This window comes from Porphyromonas sp. COT-290 OH860, assembly GCF_000768935.1.
GTDB lineage: Bacteria > Bacteroidota > Bacteroidia > Bacteroidales > Porphyromonadaceae > Porphyromonas.
This window is the reverse complement of record NZ_JRAR01000001.1, coordinates 36,128-61,349: the sequence shown is the minus strand read 5'-3', so window position 1 is coordinate 61,349 and position 25,222 is coordinate 36,128. Positions and strand designations below refer to the sequence as shown.

General features: G+C 49.4%; 18 protein-coding genes and 1 pseudogene. 6 read left to right on the top strand and 13 right to left on the bottom strand.

The genetic code is table 11. From position 1 onward, the window contains the following. Positions 1 to 4 precede the first annotated feature (4 nt). The 3 genes from HQ41_RS00280 to ychF all read right to left on the bottom strand — a co-directional run bounded on the left by HQ41_RS00280 (position 5) and on the right by ychF (position 2,766). Positions 5 to 544, bottom strand: a complete 540-nt coding sequence (locus tag HQ41_RS00280) for a phosphoribosyltransferase (RefSeq protein WP_044186349.1) — start codon at positions 542 to 544, stop codon at positions 5 to 7. Positions 545 to 572: 28 nt separating this feature from the next. Then, a complete protein-coding gene (locus HQ41_RS00275) occupies positions 573 to 1,364 on the bottom strand; it encodes an IS982 family transposase (RefSeq protein ID WP_152567283.1) in 792 nt (263 codons plus the stop codon). 298 nt (positions 1,365 to 1,662) lie between these two features. Beyond that, the gene (ychF, locus tag HQ41_RS00270) at positions 1,663 to 2,766 is read right to left on the bottom strand and encodes a redox-regulated ATPase YchF (protein ID WP_044186347.1); all 1,104 of its coding nucleotides are present in this window, start codon (positions 2,764 to 2,766) and stop codon (positions 1,663 to 1,665) included. 311 nt (positions 2,767 to 3,077) lie between these two features. Here ychF and HQ41_RS00265 point away from each other — a divergent pair. After that, positions 3,078 to 3,544 (top strand): annotated as a pseudogene (locus HQ41_RS00265) (IS982 family transposase); the annotation flags it as partial. 49 nt (positions 3,545 to 3,593) lie between these two features. Here HQ41_RS00265 and HQ41_RS00260 read toward each other — a convergent pair. Further along, positions 3,594 to 4,751, bottom strand: coding sequence for a T9SS type A sorting domain-containing protein (locus HQ41_RS00260; RefSeq protein WP_161780563.1), 1,158 nt, complete (start codon positions 4,749 to 4,751; stop codon positions 3,594 to 3,596). 1,440 nt (positions 4,752 to 6,191) lie between these two features. Here HQ41_RS00260 and HQ41_RS00250 point away from each other — a divergent pair. From HQ41_RS00250 to HQ41_RS00230, 5 genes are all read left to right on the top strand, one after another. Further along, a complete protein-coding gene (locus HQ41_RS00250) occupies positions 6,192 to 7,550 on the top strand; it encodes a leucine-rich repeat domain-containing protein (protein WP_081964692.1) in 1,359 nt (452 codons plus the stop codon). A 257-nt stretch (positions 7,551 to 7,807) separates the two neighbouring features. Then, the gene (trpS, locus tag HQ41_RS00245) at positions 7,808 to 8,800 is read left to right on the top strand and encodes a tryptophan--tRNA ligase (protein ID WP_044186336.1); all 993 of its coding nucleotides are present in this window, start codon (positions 7,808 to 7,810) and stop codon (positions 8,798 to 8,800) included. A gap of 57 nt (positions 8,801 to 8,857) precedes the next feature. Then, positions 8,858 to 9,292, top strand: coding sequence for a DUF3127 domain-containing protein (locus HQ41_RS00240; protein WP_044186333.1), 435 nt, complete (start codon positions 8,858 to 8,860; stop codon positions 9,290 to 9,292). Between the two features lie 115 nt (positions 9,293 to 9,407). Continuing rightward, a complete protein-coding gene (gene rlmH, locus HQ41_RS00235) occupies positions 9,408 to 9,881 on the top strand; it encodes a 23S rRNA (pseudouridine(1915)-N(3))-methyltransferase RlmH (protein ID WP_044186330.1) in 474 nt (157 codons plus the stop codon). A gap of 14 nt (positions 9,882 to 9,895) precedes the next feature. Next, entirely contained in the window at positions 9,896 to 11,635 is a 1,740-nt protein-coding gene (locus tag HQ41_RS00230) for a phosphoethanolamine transferase (protein WP_052405186.1), read from the top strand. Positions 11,636 to 11,751: 116 nt separating this feature from the next. On the opposite strand, the gene HQ41_RS00225 is transcribed toward HQ41_RS00230, so the two are convergent. From HQ41_RS00225 to HQ41_RS00185, 9 genes are all read right to left on the bottom strand, one after another. Then, complete coding sequence (locus tag HQ41_RS00225; RefSeq protein ID WP_044186328.1) at positions 11,752 to 13,059, bottom strand: acetyl-CoA hydrolase/transferase family protein; 1,308 nt, start codon at positions 13,057 to 13,059, stop codon at positions 11,752 to 11,754. Between the two features lie 242 nt (positions 13,060 to 13,301). Then, positions 13,302 to 15,050: a RagB/SusD family nutrient uptake outer membrane protein gene (locus tag HQ41_RS00220; RefSeq protein WP_044186325.1), complete on the bottom strand. Its 1,749-nt coding sequence runs from the start codon at positions 15,048 to 15,050 to the stop codon at positions 13,302 to 13,304. Positions 15,051 to 15,057: 7 nt separating this feature from the next. Then, positions 15,058 to 18,108 (bottom strand): TonB-dependent receptor, encoded by a 3,051-nt coding sequence (locus HQ41_RS00215; RefSeq protein WP_152567281.1) that lies wholly within the window; start codon positions 18,106 to 18,108, stop codon positions 15,058 to 15,060. A 1,169-nt stretch (positions 18,109 to 19,277) separates the two neighbouring features. After that, the gene (locus tag HQ41_RS00210) at positions 19,278 to 20,324 is read right to left on the bottom strand and encodes an FAD:protein FMN transferase (RefSeq protein ID WP_052405185.1); all 1,047 of its coding nucleotides are present in this window, start codon (positions 20,322 to 20,324) and stop codon (positions 19,278 to 19,280) included. A 4-nt stretch (positions 20,325 to 20,328) separates the two neighbouring features. Then, positions 20,329 to 21,282 carry a glycosyltransferase family 2 protein gene (locus HQ41_RS00205; protein ID WP_044186319.1) on the bottom strand — a complete coding sequence of 318 codons (954 nt, stop codon included), beginning with the start codon at positions 21,280 to 21,282 and terminating at the stop codon, positions 20,329 to 20,331. A gap of 3 nt (positions 21,283 to 21,285) precedes the next feature. Continuing rightward, positions 21,286 to 21,825: a DUF4199 domain-containing protein gene (locus HQ41_RS00200; RefSeq protein ID WP_044186317.1), complete on the bottom strand. Its 540-nt coding sequence runs from the start codon at positions 21,823 to 21,825 to the stop codon at positions 21,286 to 21,288. Between the two features lie 54 nt (positions 21,826 to 21,879). Further along, entirely contained in the window at positions 21,880 to 22,422 is a 543-nt protein-coding gene (locus tag HQ41_RS00195; protein ID WP_044186315.1) for a 5-formyltetrahydrofolate cyclo-ligase, read from the bottom strand. Position 22,423: 1 nt separating this feature from the next. Next, positions 22,424 to 24,019 carry a S41 family peptidase gene (locus tag HQ41_RS00190; protein WP_044186312.1) on the bottom strand — a complete coding sequence of 532 codons (1,596 nt, stop codon included), beginning with the start codon at positions 24,017 to 24,019 and terminating at the stop codon, positions 22,424 to 22,426. Between the two features lie 20 nt (positions 24,020 to 24,039). Next, positions 24,040 to 24,471 carry a dCMP deaminase family protein gene (locus HQ41_RS00185; protein ID WP_044186309.1) on the bottom strand — a complete coding sequence of 144 codons (432 nt, stop codon included), beginning with the start codon at positions 24,469 to 24,471 and terminating at the stop codon, positions 24,040 to 24,042. Positions 24,472 to 25,222 lie beyond the last annotated feature (751 nt).

The window sequence follows — 25,222 nt, the reverse complement described above, 5'->3', positions numbered from 1 at the left end:
CAGTTTAGTCCTTGAGTTGATAGATATCCTTGTACATACGGCCATAATCGTCGTAGTCTAAGCCGTGCCCTACGATGAACTTAGGGTCAATCTCCATGGCTACATACTGGGCATGTACATCACACTTGAGCGCAGCAGGCTTGCTGAGCATCGACGCAATATGCACCTCTTGGGCACCTTGGGTAAGGTAGAGGTCGCGCACACACTGCATCGTATAGCCTGTGTCAATCAGGTCCTCCACAATGACGACGATACGCCCCTTAATGCGCTCAGGTGCTACAGGCATAATCTCTTTGAGCTTCATGGTGCTCTGCGTACCCTCATAGCTCGAGTAGCGTGCGAAGGCTACCTCAAAGTCTTCGTCAATGGCATACATCAGCTCGGAGGCAAACATAAACGCCCCGTTCATAACGCAGACAAACAGCGGGTTCTTGCCCTTAAAGTCCTCTTTGAGCCTATGCCCTAGAGCCACAACCGCTTTATTGATTTCCTCGGCCGTGATATAGAGCTCAAACTGCCGACCATGCAATGTAACTTCCTTCATTTGGATATGACGTGAGTTCGGCGTAAGTTTATGCTCTTTTTAGGGTGCTGACGACATGCTCTAAGTCTAGTGAAGGCTTCTTCTCCAAGGCTTGGTAAGCAATGAGTCCTGCAAGTAGATTGGAGCAAAAGTTGTTTATGGAACGATGTCTGGTATGTTCGATTTGGCAAATGTTCTTGAGTTGGTCGTTAACCGATTCAATCAAGGCACGTTTACGCAGAAGAACCTTGTCGTGCAGATGCATCAAGGAGTTCTTCATATTGCGTTTACGCTTGGTAATCATATGAATATCATCAATAAACAGTCGTTCAAATAGATCCTGTGAGATGTATCCTCTGTCTGCCACGAGTTTGCCAAAGAGCTTGTTCGTAAAGGCTTCACTCTTCAAAGGTTCTCTATCATCTGTAGCTCCATGAGTAATTCTAAAAGTGATGATTTCGCCTCTGTCATTAATCACGAGATGTAGCTTAAACCCATAAAACCAGCCCAGCGTAGATTTCCCAGTTTGTGCCCAGCCCTTGAGGCTACGGTGTTGATGAGCGCGCTTGATATGGCAAGCACGCAGCGGCGTCGAGTCAATGAACGAAATGCCCGTACAAGGACCCAGACAGCGGAGGTTGAGAAAAAGTAGCAGATAAACTCCAACAGAAGTTTGTCGCTCAACAAAGCGATTGTAAGATAGCTGTTTAGGAAAGTCCTGCTGACAATGCCTTTTGATGTAGCCTAGATAGAATGATTTAAGGTCTCTCATTCTTGACAAGTGAAACATGATCAGTATGCTTAAGTGCCATGTAGCGATCAGCGCCTTTACAAAACTCATCAACTACACAATATATTTCTACTAACTTTGCCTTATCCATAGGATGGGAGTATTTGGCTATCTGTTTGATTTACAACTATAAAGATACTAAATATCTCCCATTCTTCCAATAGATAAACCATTGATAATCAAGAAAAAATACTCAATTCTTACTCCATATCTTATACCGAACTCACGTTTGAAATGTATTGGATCGTTTATCCAAGCGATATAATCATTGCGATAATAAATGGGGCTGTAGCAAGTTTGATTTTGCTACAGCCCCTCTTTTGTTCGTTATTGAATTCGATAGAATCGCCTAAACATTGAAGCGGAAGTGCATGATGTCGCCGTCTTGCACCACGTATTCCTTGCCCTCGACAGCCATTTTGCCAGCTTCCTTGACTGCTGTTTCGCCGCCATAGTGAATGAAGTCGTCGAACTTGATGACCTCGGCACGGATGAAGCCTTTCTCAAAGTCGGTATGAATGATGCCTGCACACTGAGGAGCCTTGCTCCCCTTGGTGTACGTCCAAGCACGCACCTCCTGAACCCCAGCGGTGAAGTAGGTCTGCAAGCCGAGCAAACTATAAGCAGCCTTAATAAGACGTGCCACACCACTCTCTTCTAGACCAATCTCGCCAAGGAACATCTGACGCTCCTCGTAGGTCTCCAGCTCGGCGATCTCGCTCTCGATTTTAGCCGCTACGACCAAGATATCGGCAGACTCACCCTTGATTGCCTCACGCACGGCTTCCACATACTTATTGCCCGACACGGCACTCGCTTCATCGACATTGCACACATAAAGCACGGGCTTGCTCGTGAGCAAATACAGCTCCTTGGAGATCTTCTGCTCGTCTTTGGTGTCGAAAGTTACCGTACGGGCATTGAGCCCCTGCTCGAGGGCAGCCTTGTAGCGGAGCAGTACCTCATAGGTCTGCTTGGCTACCTTGTCGCCACCTGTCTGCGCCTGCTTGGCTACTTTCTGTATGCGTGCCTCTACCGTTTCCAGATCCTTGAGCTGTAGCTCCGTATCAATGATACCCTTATCACGCACGGGGTCTACCGAGCCGTCTACGTGGGTGATGTTGTCGTCGTCGAAGCAGCGTAGCACATGTAGGATTGCATCAGTCTCGCGGATATTGGCGAGGAACTTATTCCCTAGCCCCTCGCCCTTGCTAGCTCCTTTAACTAGACCCGCAATATCTACAATCTCCACTGTGGTAGGGACGATGCGCTGGGGGTTGATGATTTCGGCTAATTTATTGAGACGCTCATCGGGCACAGTGATTACCCCTACGTTGGGCTCGATTGTACAGAAGGGGAAGTTAGCAGACTGCGCCTTAGCGTTTGATAGGCAGTTAAAAAGCGTAGATTTACCCACATTGGGTAGACCTACGATGCCGCATTGTAATGCCATTTTTCTATTTCTATTATCTAATTATTTCTACGACAAAGATAAACACAGAACCCTATTCGCCCCAAATAGCCACTGGCCGAGCCCTCGAGGGCAATGACTCAATGGGAGCATATATGGGGCATCAATCCGATTTAACGTGAGTTCGGTATAAGAAATGGAGTAAGGATTCAGTAGTTTTTCTTGATTCTCAGTGGTTTATCTACTGTAAGAATGGGAGATATTTAGTATCTTTAAGTTGTAAGTCAAACAGATAACCAAATACTCCCATCCTATGGATAAGGCAAAGTTAGTAGAAATATATTGTGTAGTTGACTACGCTGGGCTGGTTTTATGGGTTTAAGCTACATCTCGTGATTAATGACAGAGGGGAAATCATCACTTTTAGAATCACCCATGGAGCTACAGATGATAGAGAACCTTTGAAGAGTGATGCCTTTACAAACAAGCTCTTTGGTAAACTCGTGGCTGACAGAGGATACATCTCACAGGATCTATTTGAACGACTGTTTGTTGATGATATTCATATGATTACCAAGCGCAAACGCAATATGAAGAACCCCTTGATGCATCTGCATGACAAGGTTCTTCTGCGTAAACGTGCCTTGATTGAATCGGGTAACGACCAACTCAAGAACATTGCCCAATCGAACATACCAGACATCGTACCATACACAACTTTTGCTCCAATCTACTTGCAGGACTCATTGCTTACCAATCCTTGGAGAAGAAGCCTTCACTAGACTTAGAGCACGTAGTCAATAATCTAAAAAGAGCTTAGGCTTACGCCGAACTCACGTAAGACTACTTGTGGATAAAAATAATCAAGCTCATTTGAGCGTAATTCGTTTTGCCCTCGGTCCTACTAGGAGGATGTATATGCCTCGCTCGAGTTTACTAAGATCGAGGGAATCGTCTTCCCCTTGCAGGATCTGTTGTCGCACCAATTTGCCATCTAGTGTGTAGAGTCTTAGTGGCTCTCCATGGTGTGCGCCTACTATATTGACATAGGTGTAAGCTGGGTTGGGGTATAAGTGCAGATCATCTCTTGAGAGCCTAGGCTGGGATATTCCCTCCGGATGGATATAGACAACGCCTTTATTACTCACTTTCCCGTCTTCCCCAATACCTCCGTTATAGTCTCTGACAGAGAATCCTTTTTCGGTAGCCAGATCAACGATTTCTTGGCTTACTTCGTTTCCCTCATTGAGGTTCTTTTTGTCGATACAGACGAATGGTGTGTTTGGCGTTACATCCCTCAGGGAGCTTACTAACCTTTTTAGGGAAGAGTCTTTTAGTCGGTTGCTGTGTAGCGATAGGAACACAAACGAAGTTCGATCGCTTACCCGTATGTCTGTCAACTTATTGATCGAGCAATCTAATGTTCTACACTCAGGGGAATGACTCAGGTCTATTTCGCCAAGGTCATTGCCTCTACAGTATAGTCTGGTAAGATTATCGCAGGATCGAAGGTCAAGACTTCGAATATTATTGTTTTCACAGTTTAGTCTCTCTAAGTTGGAACCAGAGAGCTCGAGGCGTTCTAGAGCATTACCCGAACAATCTACCTCGGATAGCTTAGGCTTGTTACTTAAATCTATTTCTCTGAGTTTGTTATTTTGGCATGTTAGCATCTGCAGATTGGGGCTTTTGCTAAGATCGAGCTCCTCCAATTGGTTGTTTTCGCTGTATAGTGAGCCTAGCGTAACATTAGAGAGGTCAAGTCGCTTGAGTTGATTGTTGGAGCAGTCGATATAGCCGAAACGAGTATGCTTGCCGAGGTCTATCTCGGTGAGCCCACAGCGAGGAACCATCAAGAGCCCAATATCACCAAAGAGCTTAAGTGTAGGGCTGGTTACCTTATAGAACATTTTGAGAAAAAAGGCTTCCCTCTTCTCAATAAGTGTTGCTCCTTCTAGTCGAAATGTTTTGGAATCATCAGCAAACTCCATAACAATAGTATCCCCGATGGCCTTGTTTGTCTTCATCGTGATGACTACATCTTCGTCAACTTGAGCCCCTAGTGGTAGAGAGAGCAATAGTAGTAGACCTACAAGTAAGCTGCTGTTTATGTTCCTTATATGGGTATTAAGGCATTGTTTTATAGTGTTCATAGCCATTTAATTAATTGGGTTTAGCGGAGGGTTATTCATACAACTTCGAGCAAACATATTCATTTTAATGTGAGTTCGGCATAGGGATTACTGTACCCCGTTGATCGACCACGCCATACGCGACGTTGTCGCTTAAAGAGCTAAGGTACTACTATAAAGCCTCAAAGGGGAGCTACTCGGGTGCTATTAGGATTTCTCTCGTATCTCCAGTACTTCGGTACGCTAGAGGGTAGTACCATCGTCAAAGGTTATCACGAAGCGTAGCTTAACCTTCTGCTGACTAGGGGCTTCTAGAAACTCCATAGATAATGCCAGCAAAGATCGCAAACATGGCAATCATTAAATACTTCGCTTTCATCGTTCTTATCCAATTATCTAACTTAAATCAAGGGATCAAGAATACTCTGGCTTCTCTACACCTCCATCGCCTATTCATAGTAGTTCTAATAGATTGGCAAGATGAAACCGAGTACAACCAAATAGATCTGATGCAAATGTACATAATATTTCTCTTCGATTCAACGCTCTAGATACTATGTGTAAGCATTTTACCTAGACTTAGAGCGAGCTCTCTATTGGGGATACTAGCCTAATGGGGTATAGCTTGGAAATTCTATCCTCCTATGCTCAATTCCTCCCGATAGGCTACACCACATGCTACGATGAAAAACGGAAAACATGGCAATCAGCTTTTCGCGCTTTTCGTTAAATGATGTAAACGAATTGGCGTCAAATTGGGACGAATGGCGAACTACTTCTAGGGCGATTGGTTCGCCTTCGCGAAAAAACTCTAAGCGTTTTTCTTGGATTGTAGGACTAATCCGATGCGATGTGTACACACATCCGAAAAGATTAGTGCAGAGAAATTCTGAAATCGGAGCTTGACTTAGATTAAATCGGAGCAAACTCCATTTTATCCAGCTCATTATTAAACCAATACAAATTAGACGTTTTAAGCGGTTGTTTTCATTCAGCTGGGACTAAGTGCCAAATTGAAGGTAAACGCAGTGTAGAGCCTCCTAGAGGCCAAATACGCGATCTGCCGTTTTTCGCCCATCTTCAAAGCATTTCTCTCATCAACATTCTGGAATTTGAGCTAAAATATAAATCTAGCCCCTTTTAGCTTGTCTCCCACAGATGGGGCTAGGTGGGGGCTAGATAGAGATATTCAAACATTGCTTATGCCGTGTTTTTGAGTGTATTGTCTAGGTAAAATCAACAAAATGCAAGGGTCTTATACATAAAATCCGCAACTTTGCCGAATGTAGTGTGCGAATCATCTATTCGCAAAGTGTATCATTAATAAACTTAACGATGAAACATCTAAAATTTATGAGCAGAGCTGCCATGCTTTGCCTCCTATTAGGATTGATTTTCCCCCTTGCTGCCCTAGCACAAGACCAGCCTGTCATCAAGATAGTTGTGGATAAAGAATCTGGCGAAACGATTTCGCTAGGCATCAAAGGGGCGCCCGATGTGAAGATCGAGGGTGTCAAAGAGCCTTTCGAGAGCGGTAGAGGCTGGCACGACCGCAAGACTTACACGCTTACAGGTAAAGAAATCAAGATTGTGGGTCGAGTAGACGAGCTAGACTGCTCGGAGAATGATGTAACCTCACTCGAGATCTCTACTCAGACTCTCAACTTAGAGTACCTAGGCTGCCAAGACAACGCCCTCGAAACGATCGACTTCTCCAAGAGCCCCAACCTACGCTTTCTTGTAGCACCGGGCAATATGTTTACTAAGCTGGACGTCAGCCAGCTCAAAAACTTGGAGAGCCTAGACCTGAACTTCAACAAGCTCACAAGCATTGACCTAAGTGCAAACACCAAGCTCAAGGAGCTACGTATATCTGGCAATGCGGCGCTCTCGGCTCTCGATCTGAGCAAAAACACCGAGCTAGCCTATCTCGTATGCGAGAACATCAGCAAGCTCACTTGGCTAGACATAGCGAACAACCAAAAACTCCTTGGCTTGCACATCGCTGGGAACAAACTATCTCCCCACGCTATGGCACATTTGGTCAGCCAGCTCCCCACCCTCTCCGAGGCTCAGAGAGAGAAAGAGGGCAAGCTAGTCGTTGTAGACGGCACCAACAATAGAGAGTACCAACGCCTCAGCCCTATCACAGTGGCAGAAGCCAAGGCAAAGGGCTGGAAGGTGCTCGACAGGAATGGTGGAGCAGAGCCTAAGCCCTACGAGGGAGTAGAGATTAAGTTCGAGGTCAAGCTCCCAGAGGTTGAGCATGCTACTCTGTCGATCAAGGGCAACCCCAACCTCAAGGCAGTACTATTCGGCACAGAGCTAGAGCTGATTGTAGAGCCAGCGACAGACTACAAGGTGGCTGAGGTCAAGGTAGATGGCGTAGCCCTCAAGGCACCATACAAGTTCGTGGTGACCAAAGAGCCAGAGATCGTAGTGGTAGTCAAGCACAAGACCTCAGTGAGCGATGTGGCGGCTACGGCCTTCACTCTACACCCCAATCCTGCTGTGAGCTATGTAGAGCTCTCAGGTGTTGAGGCAGGGGCTACCGTACAGCTGCTCGACCTATCTGGTCGCCTCGTACTAGAGCGCAAGCTCTCGGCAGATGCTCGTGTAGACGTATCTACACTTACCAAGGGCATCTACCTGCTCAGAGTGGGCAAGCACGTAAGCAAACTCTCGATCCGCTAAACTAGCTTCCGGCTAGATACGCCTAAGAAGAGTATAAGACAAGGCGGTGCGTCGGTGTACAAACCTCGACGCACCGCCTTGTCTATGACATCTATCCGCTTCTAGGGAGGGGGCAATAGTTTGATATATGGCTGATTGATGGAAGTTACACCCTCGTTTATCCGTCTGTAAAACAATACTTTCATTTTGCAGGAATGAGGATTAACCACTATCTTCGTAAGCTAATAAACAGAGATTACAAGAGTAGACAAGACTAAATGGAAATAGTAGTTAGCGGTATTCGCCCCACTGGCAACTTGCACTTGGGCAACTACTTCGGGGCTGTACGCGCATTCGTCCAGATGCAGAGAGAGTATGACTGTCGTTTCTTCATCGCAGACTGGCACTCCTTGACGACGCATCCGCACCCCGACAACATCGTGCGCAATGCTTATACAATCCTAGCAGAGTATCTGGCCTGTGGTCTAGACCCAGAGCAAGCAACGATCTATATACAGAGTGATGTACCCGAGGTGCTAGAGCTCTATCTATACCTCAATATGAATGCCTATCTGGGCGAGCTAGAGCGCACGACGAGCTTCAAAGAGAAGGCTCGTCAGCAGCCCGACAACGTCAATGCGGGACTATTGACCTACCCTGCACTTATGGCAGCCGATATCCTACTACACAAAGGAGTGAAGGTACCAGTAGGCAAGGACCAAGAGCAGAATATGGAGATGGCACGTAAGTTCGCTCGACGCTTCAATACGATCTATGGGGTAGACTACTTCGCAGAGCCACAGAGCTACTCTCTAGCAGGCAAGGCCGTCAAAGTACCGGGGCTAGATGGCTCTGGTAAGATGGGCAAGAGCGACGGCAACTGCATCTACTTGATGGACGACGAGAAAACCATCAGTAAGAAGGTGATGAAAGCCGTAACGGACTCGGGCCCCACCGAGCCCAATAGCGAGAAGCCAGACGTGATACAGAATCTATTTACTTTCATGGAGATTGTGTCTACGCCAGAGGTCTACCAGCACTTCGATGAGCTATACAACGACTGCTCCATTCGCTATGGCGATATGAAGAAACAGCTTGCGGCCGATATCAACGCCTACGCTGCGCCTATCCGTGAGCGCATCGCAGAGTTCAGCGCAGACCAAGATCTGCTGCGCCGCATCGCCCGTCAAGGAGCAGAGCGAGCTCGTGAGCATGCCGCCAAGACGATCGAGGAGGTACGCCACATCATTGGGTTCCGCTCGGGCAAATAATCAGACTTAATACAATATATAACGATAGATAACCCAACGCAAAGGGGATAAAAAATTATGGAAATACAAGGTAAGATCATCCACGTACTGCCTCTGCAGAGTGGAGTAGGCAAGGCCTCTGGCAAGGAGTGGAAGAAGCAGGACTATGTACTCGAGACACTCGATGGTCAGTACCCCAAGAAGATTTGTTTCAATCTATGGGGCGACAACATTGACCGCATCGGCCTACAAGTCGGCGAGGACGTAACGGTGCAGATCGACATCGAGAGCCGTGAATTTAACGGTCGCTGGTACACAGAGGTGCGTGCTTGGCGTGTAGATCGTGGGCTAGTATCTCTATCTGCACCACAGCAGCAGGTAGCACCAGCCCCCACACCTGCAGGCTACGCAGCACCACAGCCACAGGCCTTCGATCCGCTCGGCTCTGCTCCCACGATGCCAACCTCTGGCCTCGGAGCAGCACCAGCCGCCGCAGACGATCTGCCATTTTAGTTTGGGCTCGTCTTAGATACGAGATAGATCAAAGGCTAGGCGGCGTGTCGGCATACGTCAAGTGCTATGCTACGACACGCCTCCTAGCTATTTTTTGTTTCAACGATAGCATTGCATGCGCATCACATTGCTGGTCATCGGCAAGACAGACAGTAGAGCTCTAGACGAGCTGATCCAAGTCTACGTTGGTCGGATTGGGCATTACCTCCCATTCGACCTAAAGATATTGCCGGACGTCAAGCGCTCGGCCAAGACTACGCCTCAGCTACAAAAAGAGCAGGAGGGTCGGGAGCTGCTCAAACAGATTGAGCCAACCGACCGCCTTGTTCTGCTCGATGAGCGAGGCAAAGCCTACACTAGTGTGGATTTCGCACGGCATCTCGAGGAGCGAATGGTTTCGGGAGAGCGGCGTATGGTCTTCGTCATAGGAGGACCCTATGGGTTCTCCCCCGACGTTTATGCACGGGCCAACGAACAGATTACCCTAAGCCGTATGACCTTCTCGCACCAAATGGTACGCCTCTTCGCCGTAGAGCAGATCTATCGTGCCATGACTATTCTTCGTGGTGAGCCCTATCACCACGACTAACTCAAGTATATTCTGTGAACTTGCTCCAAATACTCAAGCGCCGCTTACGCACACTCGATCAGCGTTTCTACTATGTGTGCCTCGTTTGGGCACTACTTCTGCCCAATGTAGTACTTTACTGGACCTCCTCTAGTCCTTATCCACAGTCGATCATCAACCTCTTCCTGCCTCTAGGTATCTATATGGCCTTCTTCGCTATCTTCAAGAAGCCGGGGCGAGGGTTAATGTGGACTATTCCGCTTATCTTGATCAATGCCTTTCAGCTTGTCCTACTGACCATATTCTCGGGGAGTGTCATCGCCGTGGATATGATCCTCAACCTCTTTACCTCCAATAGCGACGAAGCTGGCGAACTCCTCTCGGGCATTATCCTCCCAATCGCAGGGGTGCTCTCGGTCTATGGTCTTGCCACTGCTTTGGCCATTAGGTCGATCAAGATGCGCAGTGAACTATCGCTCAAGACTAGGCGTGTGCTGACGGCCTCGGGGCTCATCATTGCCACAGTGATGATTATACTTGCCTTTCGCCGCTCGCCAGAGCTGGAGGGCTACAAGCTCCGCAACGAGGTTTATCCACTGAGCGTCTTCAACAATATGCGCATTGCCCTAGGCAAGCTACAAGAAGTGGCTAGCTACGAGCAAACATCGGCAGACTTTAGCTACAACGCTACGAGCGAACGCTCTGGCGACCTAGAGGAGATCTACATCTTCGTACTGGGAGAAACCTCCAGAGCATACAGCTGGGAGCTCTACGGCTACCCAAGGGCTACGAACCCAAGACTCATGCGACGTCGAGAGCAAATGAGTGTTTTCACGGACGTCATCACACAGTCCAACACCACTTACAAGAGTGTCCCTATATTACTCTCGCCTGCCGACGCCCACCACGCAGAGGATCTACCCAAGGTCAAAGGACTACTCACAGCGATGCGAGAGGCTGGGTTCTATACGATCTATCTGAGTAATCAGCCAGAGAATAGGAGTTTTGTGGATTTCTTCGCCATGCAAGCCAATCAGCACCACCGCATCAAGCAGGAGCTGTACGAGGGTGTTTCGCTCCTAGATCGTCAGCCGATCTATGATACCGATATGCTTCCGTATGTCGATCGGGCCCTTGCGGCAGGGCATCGCAAGCTATTCATCGTACTGCATAGCTACGGCGCACACTTCAGCTACAAGGATCGCTACCCACGTATGCAAGCTCACTTCCTCGATGACCAAGCCGAGCGAGCCTCAGTCGGCGAGCGGAAGCGGTTGATCAATGGCTACGACAACGCAATTCGTTTGACGGATCTGCTGCTCGATAGTCTGATGACAAAGCTAGAGGCTAAGACTAATGCCTCTACGGCACTCTTCTACATCAGCGACCACGGCGAGGACGTCTACGACGATGAGCGAGAGCGCATCTTGCACTCCTCTCCGTCCCTCTCCTACTATCAGCTGCATATCCCTGCGCTCTTTTGGGCTTCTCCGGCGTACAAGCAGCACTTTCCTGAGCGGGTAGAGAGCGCAAGGGGTAATGCGTTTAAGCCCGTGTCTTCCAACGTAACCTTCCATACTCTGCTAGATATGGCAGGCGTGCGCACATCGTATCGCTCCGATAGCCTCTCTCTACTTCGCCCAGAGCTCAGCGTAGGGCCTCGTGTCTACCTAAACGACCGCTACGAGTGCGTCAAGCTCGATGAGCTAGGTCTGCAAGAGGAGGATCGTACGATGTGGAGGCGTATGAGGCTCGCTCCCTTCTGGCGAGAGTAGACAAGCTGCGAGCCTCGACACACGGACATAAAGTATTCCCCGACGAGGAGCAGGGCCTGCTCCTCGTCGGGGAATACTTTATGCGGGCACGACTGAGCGTGCGTAACCAAGCAAATCTATTCGCCGTAGAACCTCTGGCGAATGGCAGCCTCTAGCATTGGACGGAACTTGGGGTGTGCAACAGACACCAGTGCCTCGGCTCGCTCCCGGATTGATAGACCACGCAGACGAACACGACCGTACTCCGTGATGATGTAGTCTACTTCGTTGCGCCCAGCCGTCACGTTAGAGCCTTCGCCAAACATGGGGACGATACGAGAGATCGTGTCATTCTGTGCAGTGGAGCGGAAGGCAAGGATCGAGCAACCACCCTTACTTCGCTTAGCACCTCTCAAGAAATCTACTTGGCCGCCCGTACCACTAAACTGATTGATGCCAATAGCCTCGGAGGCTACCTGCCCCGTCAGATCTACCTCTAGACAAGAGTTAATCGAGATGAGCCTATCATTCTGCCCAACGACGTATGGATCGTTGGTATAGCTAACGGGATAAATCTCGATCGTATCATTGTTGTCGAGAAACTCGTAGAGCTCCTGAGAGCCCATCACAAACGTCGTAACGATCTTGCCGGGATGAAGCGTTTTGCGTGCACCATTGATTTGGCCCGAACGAGCCAGATGCATCACACCATCGGTAAACATCTCGGTATGTATCCCGAGGTCTTTGCGATCTTTGAGGCACTGAAGTACGGCATCTGGTATGGCACCAATGCCAAGCTGTAGGGTATCGCCGTCTTGGACGAGCTCGGCGCAGTAGCTAGCTATCTTGAGCTCTACCTCTCCGATTGTCGCGGGCGGTAGAGCAATGAGCGGACGATCGACCTCGACAATGCAGCTCAATTCATCAATATGTATCAGGTTATCTCCTCCGATGAAAGGCATCTGTCGATTGACCTCTGCGATGACCACACGTGCCTGATTGGCAGCCACCTTAGTATAGTCATTGGAAATACCGAACGAACAGTAGCCCTCGGCATTGGGGCGAGAGATCTGGATCATCGCTACATCTACGGGGAAAGCTCCCGAGGTGAAGAGCGTAGGCACCTCGTGGAAGTGACAAGGGATAAAGTCTGCTCGGTGCTCTCGGTAGGCAATGCGAGAGTTCTTGTCGAGGAAGTTGATGTAGGGCTTGACCGTTGAGCTCATCTCCGGCATCAAGTGCCAAGGCTCTCCTAGATAGAGTAGATGAAAAGTCTTGAGGTCCTTGAATTCCTCACGCAGATCGTACAGAGCCTTGACAATGCTGTCTGGGGCTGCCGCTGCGTGACCGAGCACAATATGATCACCATGTTTGACACCACGGCGTACGGCCTCTACAGCTGTTACACACTTGCTGGTGTAGCTATCTTTCCATTCGGTAGTCATAGTATTACCTGATGTTTGATTAAGAATAATTATAGAAGGTAATGGGCGCACCGCCCATAGGGCTAACCCCGTCAAGACAGGCACTTACCCAAACGCAAATATAGGCCAAAGCTCTAGCACTCACAAGTATCTAGCCCCATCTCTGGGGCTACCTCTAAGCATCGCCTCTCGAGGGCTGATAGGTTTAAAAAAACTTCGCCCAAGGCTTAGCTAAGCTCTGGGCGAAGTCCTAATCTATGGGGCTAGTTCTTTGTTGGGTTCTGAGTCAGCGTGCCTGCATAGGAGTTGATCGCACTCTGAGGAATGTAGTACACTACTCGGTAGTCTGTCGCTGGGATATCCTCCATCTGCTTATGAGGCCCGGGATAATGGCGCTGAAGAGCCATACCGTTGCGGAATACGTCGTAGCTACGCTCAGCCTGATAGGCTAGCTCTAGCTGACGCTCCTTGTCGATGAGCTTAGGGGCAGTCGTAGCATCTAGAGCCGCATAGCCTTTGCCGGGGATCGAGCGAGTACGAATCCTATTCAGGTCTGCCAGTGCCTCGGCGTAGTTGCCGAGCTTGGCCTGAGCCTCCGCTCTATTGAGGTAAATCTCCCCTAGGCGGCTAATCACAGGAGAGTGCAAGTGAGAGTCCTCACCCTCACGCGAACACTTAGTAATATAGAACTGAGGATAAGCCCTATTAAGCGTGATGTAGTAGTCGAGCATACCCGTACGCTTGACTCCGGGGCGGTACTCAATGCTATACGTTTGGTCTTGCTCATTGACTACGGTCAGCTCATAGGTCTTCGTTTCCTCGGTTTTATCAGCCTTTTTGATCTTCTCCTCGGCGAAGATCTTACCGTCACGCCTCTTGACCTCTAGTTGGAAGTAGTGTAGAGCATTGCTACCCTTGCCGTCTTGGTCGATGAAGCGGAAGACCTCTGTGTAGCCACCTTCGCTATTCTTGGCGTAGGTAGGCTCGATGAAGGCTGCACGAGCATCGACAATCTTGTAGCTATCGGGGCGCCAGTCGTTACGACCCGTTTCGTTAAGCAGGTCAATATACTTGGCGCTCGCATACATCTCGCCCCAGCCCATACCTCCGATATTGGCATACATACCCCCTACACCGTAGTAGTGGTCATAGCCAGTAAACTCGCTTGCCACACGCTTAACGACGAAGATAGACTCCTTATTGGCCTCTGGTGCGAGCCTATTGTACTTCATGAAGTCCCCACGATCTAGGAGCTTATACTTGCCTGAGTCAATGACACGTGTTGCGTACTCGACAGCCTTGCGAGCATACTCTACATTGGGGACCTCGTAGGTACCACTCATGTAGAGGTAGATGCGAGAGAGCATAGCCTCGGCAGCACCTCGAGTAGCCCTAATAGGGTTAGTGCCCTCGGGCAGGAGCTCGATAGCCTTCTCTAGATCCTTGATGGCTTGCTCATAGGTCTGAGCAACCGTCGATCTATCGGGCAAGTGCAGGTCCGTCAGCACATTTTTGGGCGTACCATTGACGATAGGCACACCGAGGTTCTTCTCGGGGTCCTGATAATATGGGCGGCCGTATGCACGACACAGATAGAAGTACATCATACCTCGCACATAGTAGCACTGCCCGATCTGGGCGTCAATCTCCTTGCTCTTGCCCTCTCCGATCATATTGATGATGTTGGAGGCCTGAGCAATCGCTTTGTAGCCTCTGTCCCAGAACTGAGTTAGACGACCATTGACGGGCGTACGGGAAAAGGAGATGAACTCATAGAAGGAGTCGGTAGACGAACCTCGGATCATCATATTGTCGCCAGCATACTCACCACAGCGATGCATGGGGTCGGACCAATCCTTGAGCTGGGAGTACATACCATTGATGAGGGCATTGAGCGAGGCTTGGGGGTCGTCTGTAATCTGCTTAGACGACATATACTCTGGAGGTGTGCGGTCGATGTTGCAAGAGAAGAGCGCAGCTGCCAGCACAGCGTATGATAATATCTTTTTCATAAGGCGGCTAGAGAGTTAAGTTAATACCGAATACGAGCTTGCGTGTCGAGGGATAGACACTTGGAGTTGATGTCCCGATGATCGATCCGTTGTCTAGAGTTGGGATCTCGGGGTCTACACCGGAGTAGTCGGTTAGGGTCAGTAGGTTCTCACCCGTGAGGAAGAGGCGTACTCCCTTGACGCCATACTGAGGTAGACGGAAGGTATAGCCCAAGGTAAGGGAGCGGAGCTTGAAGTAGTCGCTCTTCTCTAGATAGCGAGAGGACGATGCATTACCCTTGTCCTGATTGTTGTACTTGGCGATTGGGTGCGTGGCGACATCTCCCTCCTTTTCCCATCTTTTCCAGCCCTTGTGCAGAGCCATCTGGTTGCGGTCTGTGTAGGTACCGTCGGAGTCGTACTCTTGGCGAGAATAGTTGTAGATCTGTCCGCCTATGGCATAGCCAAAGTTGGCGCTTAGATCGAGGTCACGCCAGCGCAGACTGGTAGAGAATCCGCCGAAGAGCCAAGGGGCAGCGGAGCCGACCTTCTCGTATGTAGCCTCGGCGTAGTTGGAAGTCGTGGTACGCTTGACCTCGTTGCCTGCCTCATCACGCTCCACGATGTACCACATAGGTGCACCATTCTTGGTATTAACCCCTGCCCACTCTTTGAGGTAGTAGGTATCTACTGGCGAGCCTACCTCAAGCAAGCGATTAGCCGAGCCTGCGATGTTGCTACCATCGCCCACGATCACGGGCTTGATGATGTAGTTACCCTTGGCGTCTAATTGCTTAAACAGATCCATCAGCTCGTTCTTATTATGCCCTAGGTTAGCCTCGATCGTCCAGCCGAAGTCCTTCGTCGAGATGATGTCTGCCCCTATACCGAGCTCAATACCAGTATTGCGCATCACACCGATGTTGCGCCAGATACTAGTCACACCCGTGAGGCCAGAGATAGGCACTTGGTAGAGGATATTGTCGGTATTCTTGATGTAGTAGTCTAGGTTGAGGCGAAGGCGATTGTCTAGTACCGCCAGATCGAGGCCCGCCCCTAGGGTCTGGGTCTTCTCCCATGTAAGCTCATTATTGCCGATCTGTGCGATCAGAGATCCCGGCTCGCCGTTGTAGCTAGACGACACGCTATACAGATCGTACTGAGGGTAGAGAGATGTAGGGCGGTTCCCCACCGTACCGTATGCTAGACGAAGCTTGAGCTGATCGACGAAGTCTGCTCTAAACCACTGCTCGCGGTGCAGATTCCACCCTGCACTCACAGAGTAGAAGTTACCGTATTTATTGGCATCACCGAAGTTGGACGCCCCATCTCGGCGCAGAGATATTTGTGCCAGATAGCGATCGTCGTAGGAGTAATTGGCATTCATCAAGAAGGACTGTACCGCCCACTCGCTCATGCCTCCCTTGGCCTTGTCGGGCTTGGATGTGGTACTGAGCTGATCAAAACCCGGCACAAGGCCCGTACCAGCGACATCTAGCGTACGGCCTACGTAGTCGTTGTATTCATAGCCTGCCACACCATTGAGTGAGTGCTCGCCCCAGCTCTGGTTGAAGCGAAGCATCTGGCTCGTGTAGCGACGAGTATGCTCGGCACGCCATTCGTCCACACGCCCCTTGACGTTCAGGCCACCATTGCTACGGGGATCGGTGTAGCTATGCGAGCTGAGCTGAATGTGGCGGAAGTTATTGACTGAGGCGAAAGTGAGCCAAGGCATGATGCGTATGTCGAAGTCCAACCCTCCGTTGAACTCGTAGTCACGCCCCTGTGCATAGTTCCACTGCAGGTCATAGAGCGTATTGGTCGTCACACTATTGACCCAGCCTGAGTATTTGTGAGGCACTGGCTTGCCGTCCTCCAGATATGGATTGTCCCATGGGAGCTTGGCATACATATCCGTCACAGAGTGCTGACGATTCTCCACCCCCTTGAGCGAACCACTGATATTGGGCTTGATCGTTAGCCACTTGGTTGGCTTATACGTCGTCTTCAGGCGGAAGTTGTAGCGATCGTAGTCGTAGCCCTTGACGGCCCCAGTTTCTTGGTAGTAACCCAGCGAAAGGAAGGATTGGAGGGTTTCGCTACCGCCTTGTATAGATACGTTGTACTCTTGATTGAGTCCGGTCTGTGTAGACGAGTTCCACCAGTCGTAGTTGGAGTCACGTAGCTCTGGCGTCCAGCGTTTGAACTTGATCTCATTGGCATTCTGGAACGACTTGTAGTAGTCGTACAGCTCCGCCCCATTCATCACCCTTAGGTTGCCGTTGTTGAGTTTGCTACCTCCCATCTTGGCTGATACATGGACGCTAAACTTCCCAGAGCGCCCCGTCTTAGTCGTCATCACGATGACGCCATTAGCTCCCTGCGAACCGTAAATGGCCGTCGAGGCAGCGTCCTTGAGCACTGTGAGGCTCTCGACATCATCGGGGTTAATCTGCCCCGGATCATTCCCCACAATCACGCCATCAATTACCCAGAGCGGAGCGGTGGTACCGCTGAGGGTGGCTTGTCCACGGATCACCACTGCACCTCTCGTGCCGGGCCTACCAGAGCCGGGAGCGACATATACCCCGGGCATCTTACCATTGAGCATGTTCTCGACCGAGGGGGTAGTGATATCCTTGAGCTTGTCGCTCTTGATGGTTTGTAGAGCTCCCGTTAAGCTCTCTTTTTTCTGTGCCGTATAGCCCACGACGAGTAGCTCGCTCAACCCCATGCTATCCTCCGAGAGAGTAACGCTCAGAGGGGCACCTTGATAGACCACCTCGATCGTCTTATAACCAACGAAGGAGATGACCAGTGTGCTACCAACCTTGACATTGGCGATCGTGAAGCTACCATTAAGATCGGTAGAGGCCCCGAGATTGGTCCCCTTGACGCGAACCGATGCGCCGATGATGCTCTCTCCCGTGGTGTCCTTGACGACCCCTTTGGCTAAGCCTGTAGATTGCTGCAGTACAATCGCCTCATGCGTGGCGACACTCCCTCGAGCATGGCCTTGTAGCCAAGGTGTAGCCGATAGGAGTAGGACTGCACTCATTTTGTAGAGATTTCTTGTCATAAATGAACGTGTTACTTAAATTATTTTCGGTATTACCGTGCTTGTGATAGGTTTTTGACAAATATCCGCTTTGGATTATGCGAATAAGCCCCATTAACCAGTCCAAAAATATAGCATTTTTTCATGCAAATATTATTTCAACACAAATAAAATAAATTAAAAAATCAACCTCAATTCATGGGCTGATCAATAAAAGTTTCTAGCTAACTCCATAGAACTTGGGGACAGTTCCTCGGAGGAGCCAGATTTAGATTTTAGACCAAGTTTCAGAATGTTGATGAGAAGATAGTGCAAGTATGGGTTCAAAATAACAGACCCTGTATTTGCCCCCCAGGAGGCTCCAGATTGCGTCCGACCTCATTTTGGCACCTTAACCCCAAAAGGTCGAAACAAACCATTAAAATAGCCCAAACACAAACCCCTATTAAACAGACATATAAATACATTTACTAAGCAATCTCATAGATCTATCGCCTTCTTTTCTGGTTTTCTTCCCATCAATCTCTCAAGATTGGTGGACACATCGCCAAGTATTAGTCCTCCAATTCCTCACAATCAGTCCTTCAATTTCTCCCAGCACACTCGGATGCGTAGCCTCATCTACCCACACAGCTACCCTAGTAGGAGGACAAATCGTTTACATCTCTTAACGACGTATTATTACAATCGTACCACAAAATAATGTGAGTTCAGTATAAGAAATGGAGTAAGGATTCGGTATTTTCTAATTTCCAGTGGTTTATCTATTGCAAGAATGGGAGGCATTTAGCATCATCACATCTGTAAATCAAACAGATAAACAAACGTATTCCCCCTATCGATAAGACCAAGTTAGTAGAAATACATTGTGTAGTTGATAATTTCGTAAAGGTACTAATCGATACATGGCATCTAAGGCTCTTGTAAAGAACGGCAAACGCAGGCTACTATGGCTCAGACGAGAGCGTCTTCATACAAGTGGGCCACATTGACAATAGCCTACCTTACTACGGCTATACAGTACGTCTGAAGAGAAGCTGCCGATAGAGCAGAATTACCCGACTAGATCAATCTAGCGGCTACATACGCAGAGATACGACAAGGGGCTGTGACAAAATTTGATTTGTCACAGCCCCTTTTAGGTGCATCAGAATATTTCGTTTACCGCCTATGGTAGGATGCCTTGTATCCTAGGGCTCCTCGACGACGAGATCACGAAATCCGTCGCTCATGATGGTACGGAAGTTTTCGTCTTGCCCCGAGAGGATAAGCAAATAGTCCACACCGGGGAACTGTGCGATGAACTCGGGGATCTGATCGGACGTCATAGTCATACAAGCCGTAGCCAATCCGTCGGCCATCATACAAGAAGGAGCGATGATCGTTGCGCTCAGCACATCGGTCTGTATGGGATAGCCCGTATGAGGATTAATGGTATGCGCCACCTTGCGTCCGTTGAGGATCCTAAAGTTGCGGTAGTTGCCAGAGGTAGCTAGCCCACCAGCTGGTCGATTGAGCGAAACAACCAGCTGTAAGTCTTGCATCATACCCATAGCGTCCTCGATAGGTTTGTTTATGCCTACACGCCATGGCTTGCCACTAGGGTTAAGACCACAAAAAGCAATCTCACCACCCAGCTCAACCATATAGTTGGCGGAGCCTTGCTCGCTGAGCATCTGCCCCAGCAAATCGGCGCAGTAACCCTTGGAGATTGACGAGAAGTCAAAAATAGTTCTTGGGTCACTCTTGATAAGGCTATCCCCAGAGAGGCGGACGCCCGTGTAGCCAACGAATTGGCGTAAGCTATCAATCACAGCCTCCGTGATGGGGAGAGAGGAATCGAAACCAAAGCCCCAAGCATTGATCAGGGGCGAACAAGTGACGTCATAGCTCCCTGCACTAGCCCTAGAGATCTGCTCCGAGGCTCTCCAGACGTGCTTGAGCATCGTATCGGCGATGACAGATTGATTGCAATTGATTGCAGCGATTAGACTTGTGGAGTCGAATGGATTGAGCGAATGGCTAAAGGCTCTGAATACCGAGTCGACCAAAGCACTATGATCGGCAGATTGGTCGTACTTGATCTGGTAGAAAGTGTGAAAGACCTCCCCCTTGAGCATCGAATACTTATCCTCTTGCGTGGCGGTACGATGATCCCAATAATACTTAGCTCCTATGGCTAACACGACCAAAGCGAGGAGTACATAGGAGATGGTGTTCCGTGTTTTCTTGTCCATAATCTTAGATTTCTTTTTCTATTTTGTATGTATTGCGTTCTGGGTCTTGACGACTAAGCAACTCTCCAATGAAACCAGCCAAAAAGAGCTGTACACCGATGATCATCGCCGTAAGGGCAATAAAGAAATACGGACGATCGGTCACGAGTGGTGCTGGGGTACCATTGTAGATATGAACGAATTTATTGAGTAAAATAAAACCCAGAGCGATGAAGCCCAAGAGAAACATCAAGCTCCCGCCTAGGCCGAAGAAATGCATTGGCTTGCGCCCAAAAGTGGAGGTAAACCAGAGCGTCATCAAGTCGAGATAGCCATTGACGAAGCGATTGAGCCCAAACTTGGTCGAGCCATACTTACGAGCCTGATGCTGCACGGCCTTCTCCCCAATACGATGAAAGCCCGCATTCTTGGCCATGTAAGGTATGTAGCGGTGCATATCATTGTAGATCTCTATATTCTTGACGACCTCACAGCGGTAAGCCTTGAGCCCACAGTTGAAGTCATGCAGGTTCTTAATCCCCGAGAGCTTGCGTGCAGTGGCATTAAACAGCTTAGAAGGCAAGTTTTTGGATAGGACTGGGTCGTATCGCTTCTGCTTCCAGCCACTAACGAGATCGTAGCCATCTTCCTTGATCATGCGGTAGAGCTCTGGGATCTCGTCGGGCGAATCTTGTAAATCGGCGTCCATCGTGATGACTACATCGCCCTGAGCACGCTCGAAGCCACACTGCAGCCCGGGCGACTTGCCATAGTTGCGCCTAAACTTAACGCCACGCACCGCTGGATTGTACTTGCTCAGCTCTTCGATCACCTCCCAAGATCCGTCGGTACTACCATCATTGACGAAGATAATCTCGTAGCTAAAGCCATGCGCCTGCATCACACGGCGGATCCAAGCCTCCAACTCTGGGAGCGACTCCACCTCATTGTATAGAGGGATAACCAGTGATATATCCATACCTTATGCGTGATCTTGTGGTTTGGCCTTGCGACTGATAATCGCCGCATTGATAAGACTGAGAAGCGCTCCGACGACAACGTTGTTGCTTAGAGAGCTAAGGAGTCGATTGAAGATTGGGATCTGCAAGCTCTCTCTGAGCACCTCAATCGGATCAACGCCATAGAGGCTATGCAGTGTGCCCTCTAGCCCGGGCATCTCGGCATAGCGAGCTTGCAGAAGCTCTTGGAGCATCTGTATCTGCTCGGGATACATACGTGTGAAGAACATATACTGAGGCAGAAGCAGTATGATCGAGGCAAAGAAGTAGAGCATCGTCCCATGCGCCCAAGCCATACGGAAGTTAATCGTATATCCCACTTGAGCAAGGCGAGCACCATAGCCCTTAGTCATGCGATAGGCAACGAAAGGCACTACTAGCGTAGCAATAAAAAAGATCAAGTAAAGCAAAGGAAAGTACAGCCCATACATCAGACACAGATACTTGACGGCGAAATATAACCCAAGCACTACGCCTGCACGAGCAGCATCTATAGTAGGCATTAATTGACGTGGAAACTGAATAGGTGTCATAGAGGCAGTATAATAATATGTAGTTTATAGTCTGACCCGCACGACCTCGTCCATAGGCAAGTCCCATGGGTCACGAGGCAGTTGATCAATATGCATCAGACCGAGGCTCACGCCTATGGTCTTGGCCTGCGTTTGGGCGAGGTAACGATCATAGTATCCCTTACCACGCCCAAGGCGAAACCCCAAGCTATCGAAAGCCATAGCTGGGACAATAATTAGATCAAGCAGGCTCGGCTCTATGGGAGCATCGAGCGTGGTTGGCTCCAAAATCTGATACTTACCTGCTCGCTCTAGGGTGTCGAGCTGCTCAAAAGCATAGAAATTCATATCACGCTCTCCCTCTACCCTTGGCAGATAAACCCTGTGTTTAGTAGTCAAATCCAGTAGCAGAGGCTCTAGATCGGGCTCATCGTGCATGGCCATGTATAGCCCTATATGCCTATGCTCTGGACGAATGAGCGCCTGCACCGCCTCGGCCACTAGTAGCGACACACGAGAGCGATGCTGGGCAGATAGCTCGGAGCGCACGAGAGATTTGTAGATGCGGCGATAGTCTTGCTTGGTCATGCTACTTGCTTGCGATCGGGTTCCACTCCCCTGCCTCTATGAGGTCTACTCCTCTGAGTAGCTCGGGCGAGTCCTCCATAGCTATCTCATAGAGCGCATTGGTATCTCGTGCCACTTGATCAGCAATATTGGCCCTGAGGCGTGTGAGGATTAGGTTAGCAGACTGATAGAGGTAGGTGGTTCGTATCGCCACACCTCTGGCTTGAGCATAGTAGGCAAACTCAAAGAGGAAGCCATTGCCGAGGGATTTGAGGTAATCATTCAGAGCCTGCGTACTCTCAAAGCTAGAGAGTAGCTTGCGATGCTTATCGGCATAGTCAAAAGAGAAACGAGCCAGCATACCATGGTCGAGTAGACGGGTGTAGTAAGGGTTGATACCGGTAGTATCTCTGGGGACGAATATATCTGGTGTAATGCCCCCCGCCGCATGCACTACACGACCAGAGGTGGTGTAGTAGCGTGCCGAGTCTGCATCGCTGATGCTGTCTGCACTATGTAGCTCGCCATGCTCAAGGCGTCTGAGTAGATCTTGGGCATAGTCTAAGTTGCCCTCGGCATAGCTCTTCTGCACGCTCCTGCCAGAGGGGGTGTAATAGCGTGCCACAGTCAGGCGCACCACGGAGCTATCCGAGAGAATGAATGGCTGCTGCACGAGCCCCTTGCCGAAAGTACGTCTACCAACGATAGTAGCCCTATCGTGGTCCTGCATCACTCCTGCGAATATCTCACTAGCACTAGCACTAAATTCATTGACCAGTACGACTAGAGGCATGTCCACAAGTAGCCCTGTCTTGGGATTGATGTAGTTCTCCCTCGGGAATGCACGTCCCTCGGCATAGAGGATTAGTTGCCCCTTCTTTAGGAATTCCCCTGCCAAAGACAGTGAAGCCTCCAGATATCCCCCAGAGTTATCTCTAAGGTCAATGATCAGTCCCTTAACCTCCTGCTTGAGATGACGGGCATACGCCGTAAGAACCTCCTGATGTGTACGTCCCCCCCATTTGTTAATTCGGATATAGAGAATGCCGGGGCGAACCATGTAGGCCGCATCGAGCGTGCTGACTGGCACGGGGCCACGCACCACGGCAATGGTCTGCTCCTGCCCATCTCGACGAATAAGCAGCTTCACTACGCTATTGGACGGCCCCTTGAGGTGGCTCATGACCTCATGGTCGGTAAGATCAGCCCCGATGAGGCTCGTGGTATCGGCTCTAAGAATACGGTCGCCAGCTTGTAGCCCAGCACGCTGACTCGCTCCTCCGTCGATAACACGGGTAACGACAATCGTATCGGTGTGGCGATAGAAAAGCACACCGATACCCTCAAACGAGCCATTGAGTCCCTCGTTTTCCTTGCGGCTCATCTCTGCCGAGAGGTAAGTCGAGTGAGGATCCAGCTCCCCTAGGATAAGTGGGATAGCTCCCTCTTGGATACTATCCATATTGACCGAATCGACATACTGCTCCTCAATGAGTCGCAGCACGTGGCCAAGTCTATTGGTTTGGATAAATCGCCTCTCCTCTAGAAGTCTACCTGCGAAGATCCCCAAGGCAAAAATGGCTACTAGAGCTATGAAATATAGCAATTTGCGTGACATATACGATTTCTTAGAGAAGACTAAAGCTCACGAAGGGGGACAAAATCGACCTGCACACCTGCACGCTCGAGCAAATTGACACCATCTCTGAGGCGATACTCCTCGCTGTAGACCACTCTACGTATTTTACTCTGAATGATGAGCTTGGCACACTCGATGCATGGAGATGCGGTGATGTATATGGTAGCGCCAGAGCAATCGTTGGTACTACTGGCAACTTTGGTCAGGGCATTGGCCTCGGCATGAAGCACATACTGCTTGGTTAGCCCCTCGTCATCTTCGCAGATATTCTCAAACCCAGCAGGGGTGCCATTGTACCCGTCCGAAATAATTCTTTTGTCTTTGACTATCAGAGCTCCAACCTTGCGGCGCTCACAGTACGAGTTCTCTGCCCATATCTCAGCCATGCGCAGATAACGCTTGTCGAGTATGAGCTGTTTATTTTCTGACATAGTTTGTACTCTTGAGCTTATAAATCAATTACAAAGGTAAATAATCTCTCCCAATCGTCAATCTATCGTTATATCAATTCTATGATCCCTGCCTAGTCCTATGCCAAGGTGCTAAAAATGAGGGCGGAGAGGGCACGAACTGTCGAGATATTTAGCAACCCAAACAGCCATCGTGTGCACTATCCTTGGCGGACGACGGCATTTACATTTTAACACACTTCTGGAGCAATAAAGGTGGCTTATAACCTAGCGCATGGAGCAAAAGGGCAAACCTCGTATTTGGCCTCTAGCAGGCCCTAGGCTGCGTCCGACCTCGTTTTGGCACTTGACCCCAGCCGAATGAAAATAACCGCCAAAAACGGCCTAATCACAAATACCTATAAAACAATTAGATAGAAACAATACAAGAATAATTTAGCCTAAGTGAAGTAGACTTTTCGGATTTTCTTCCCATCAATCTGCTCGGATTAGTGGACACATCGCATCGGATTAGTCCTACAATCCGAAAAAATCTGTGAGAGTTTTTTCCGCGAAGTTGGACTTGCTCCCCAAAATGATTGACCAAATAAGTCCAATTTGATAGTAATCCATTTACGCACTTTAACAAAAAAATAGCAAAAAACCGATTCTTCAGTCTTCGAGTTTTGCTTCGATCGTCTTCAGCTTGTAGCGACGCCGCGTGCTGCGTCGCCGACTCACGGACGGAATGAAAACACAAGGCTGTTGATTTCAACGCTGCGCGCTGCGATGC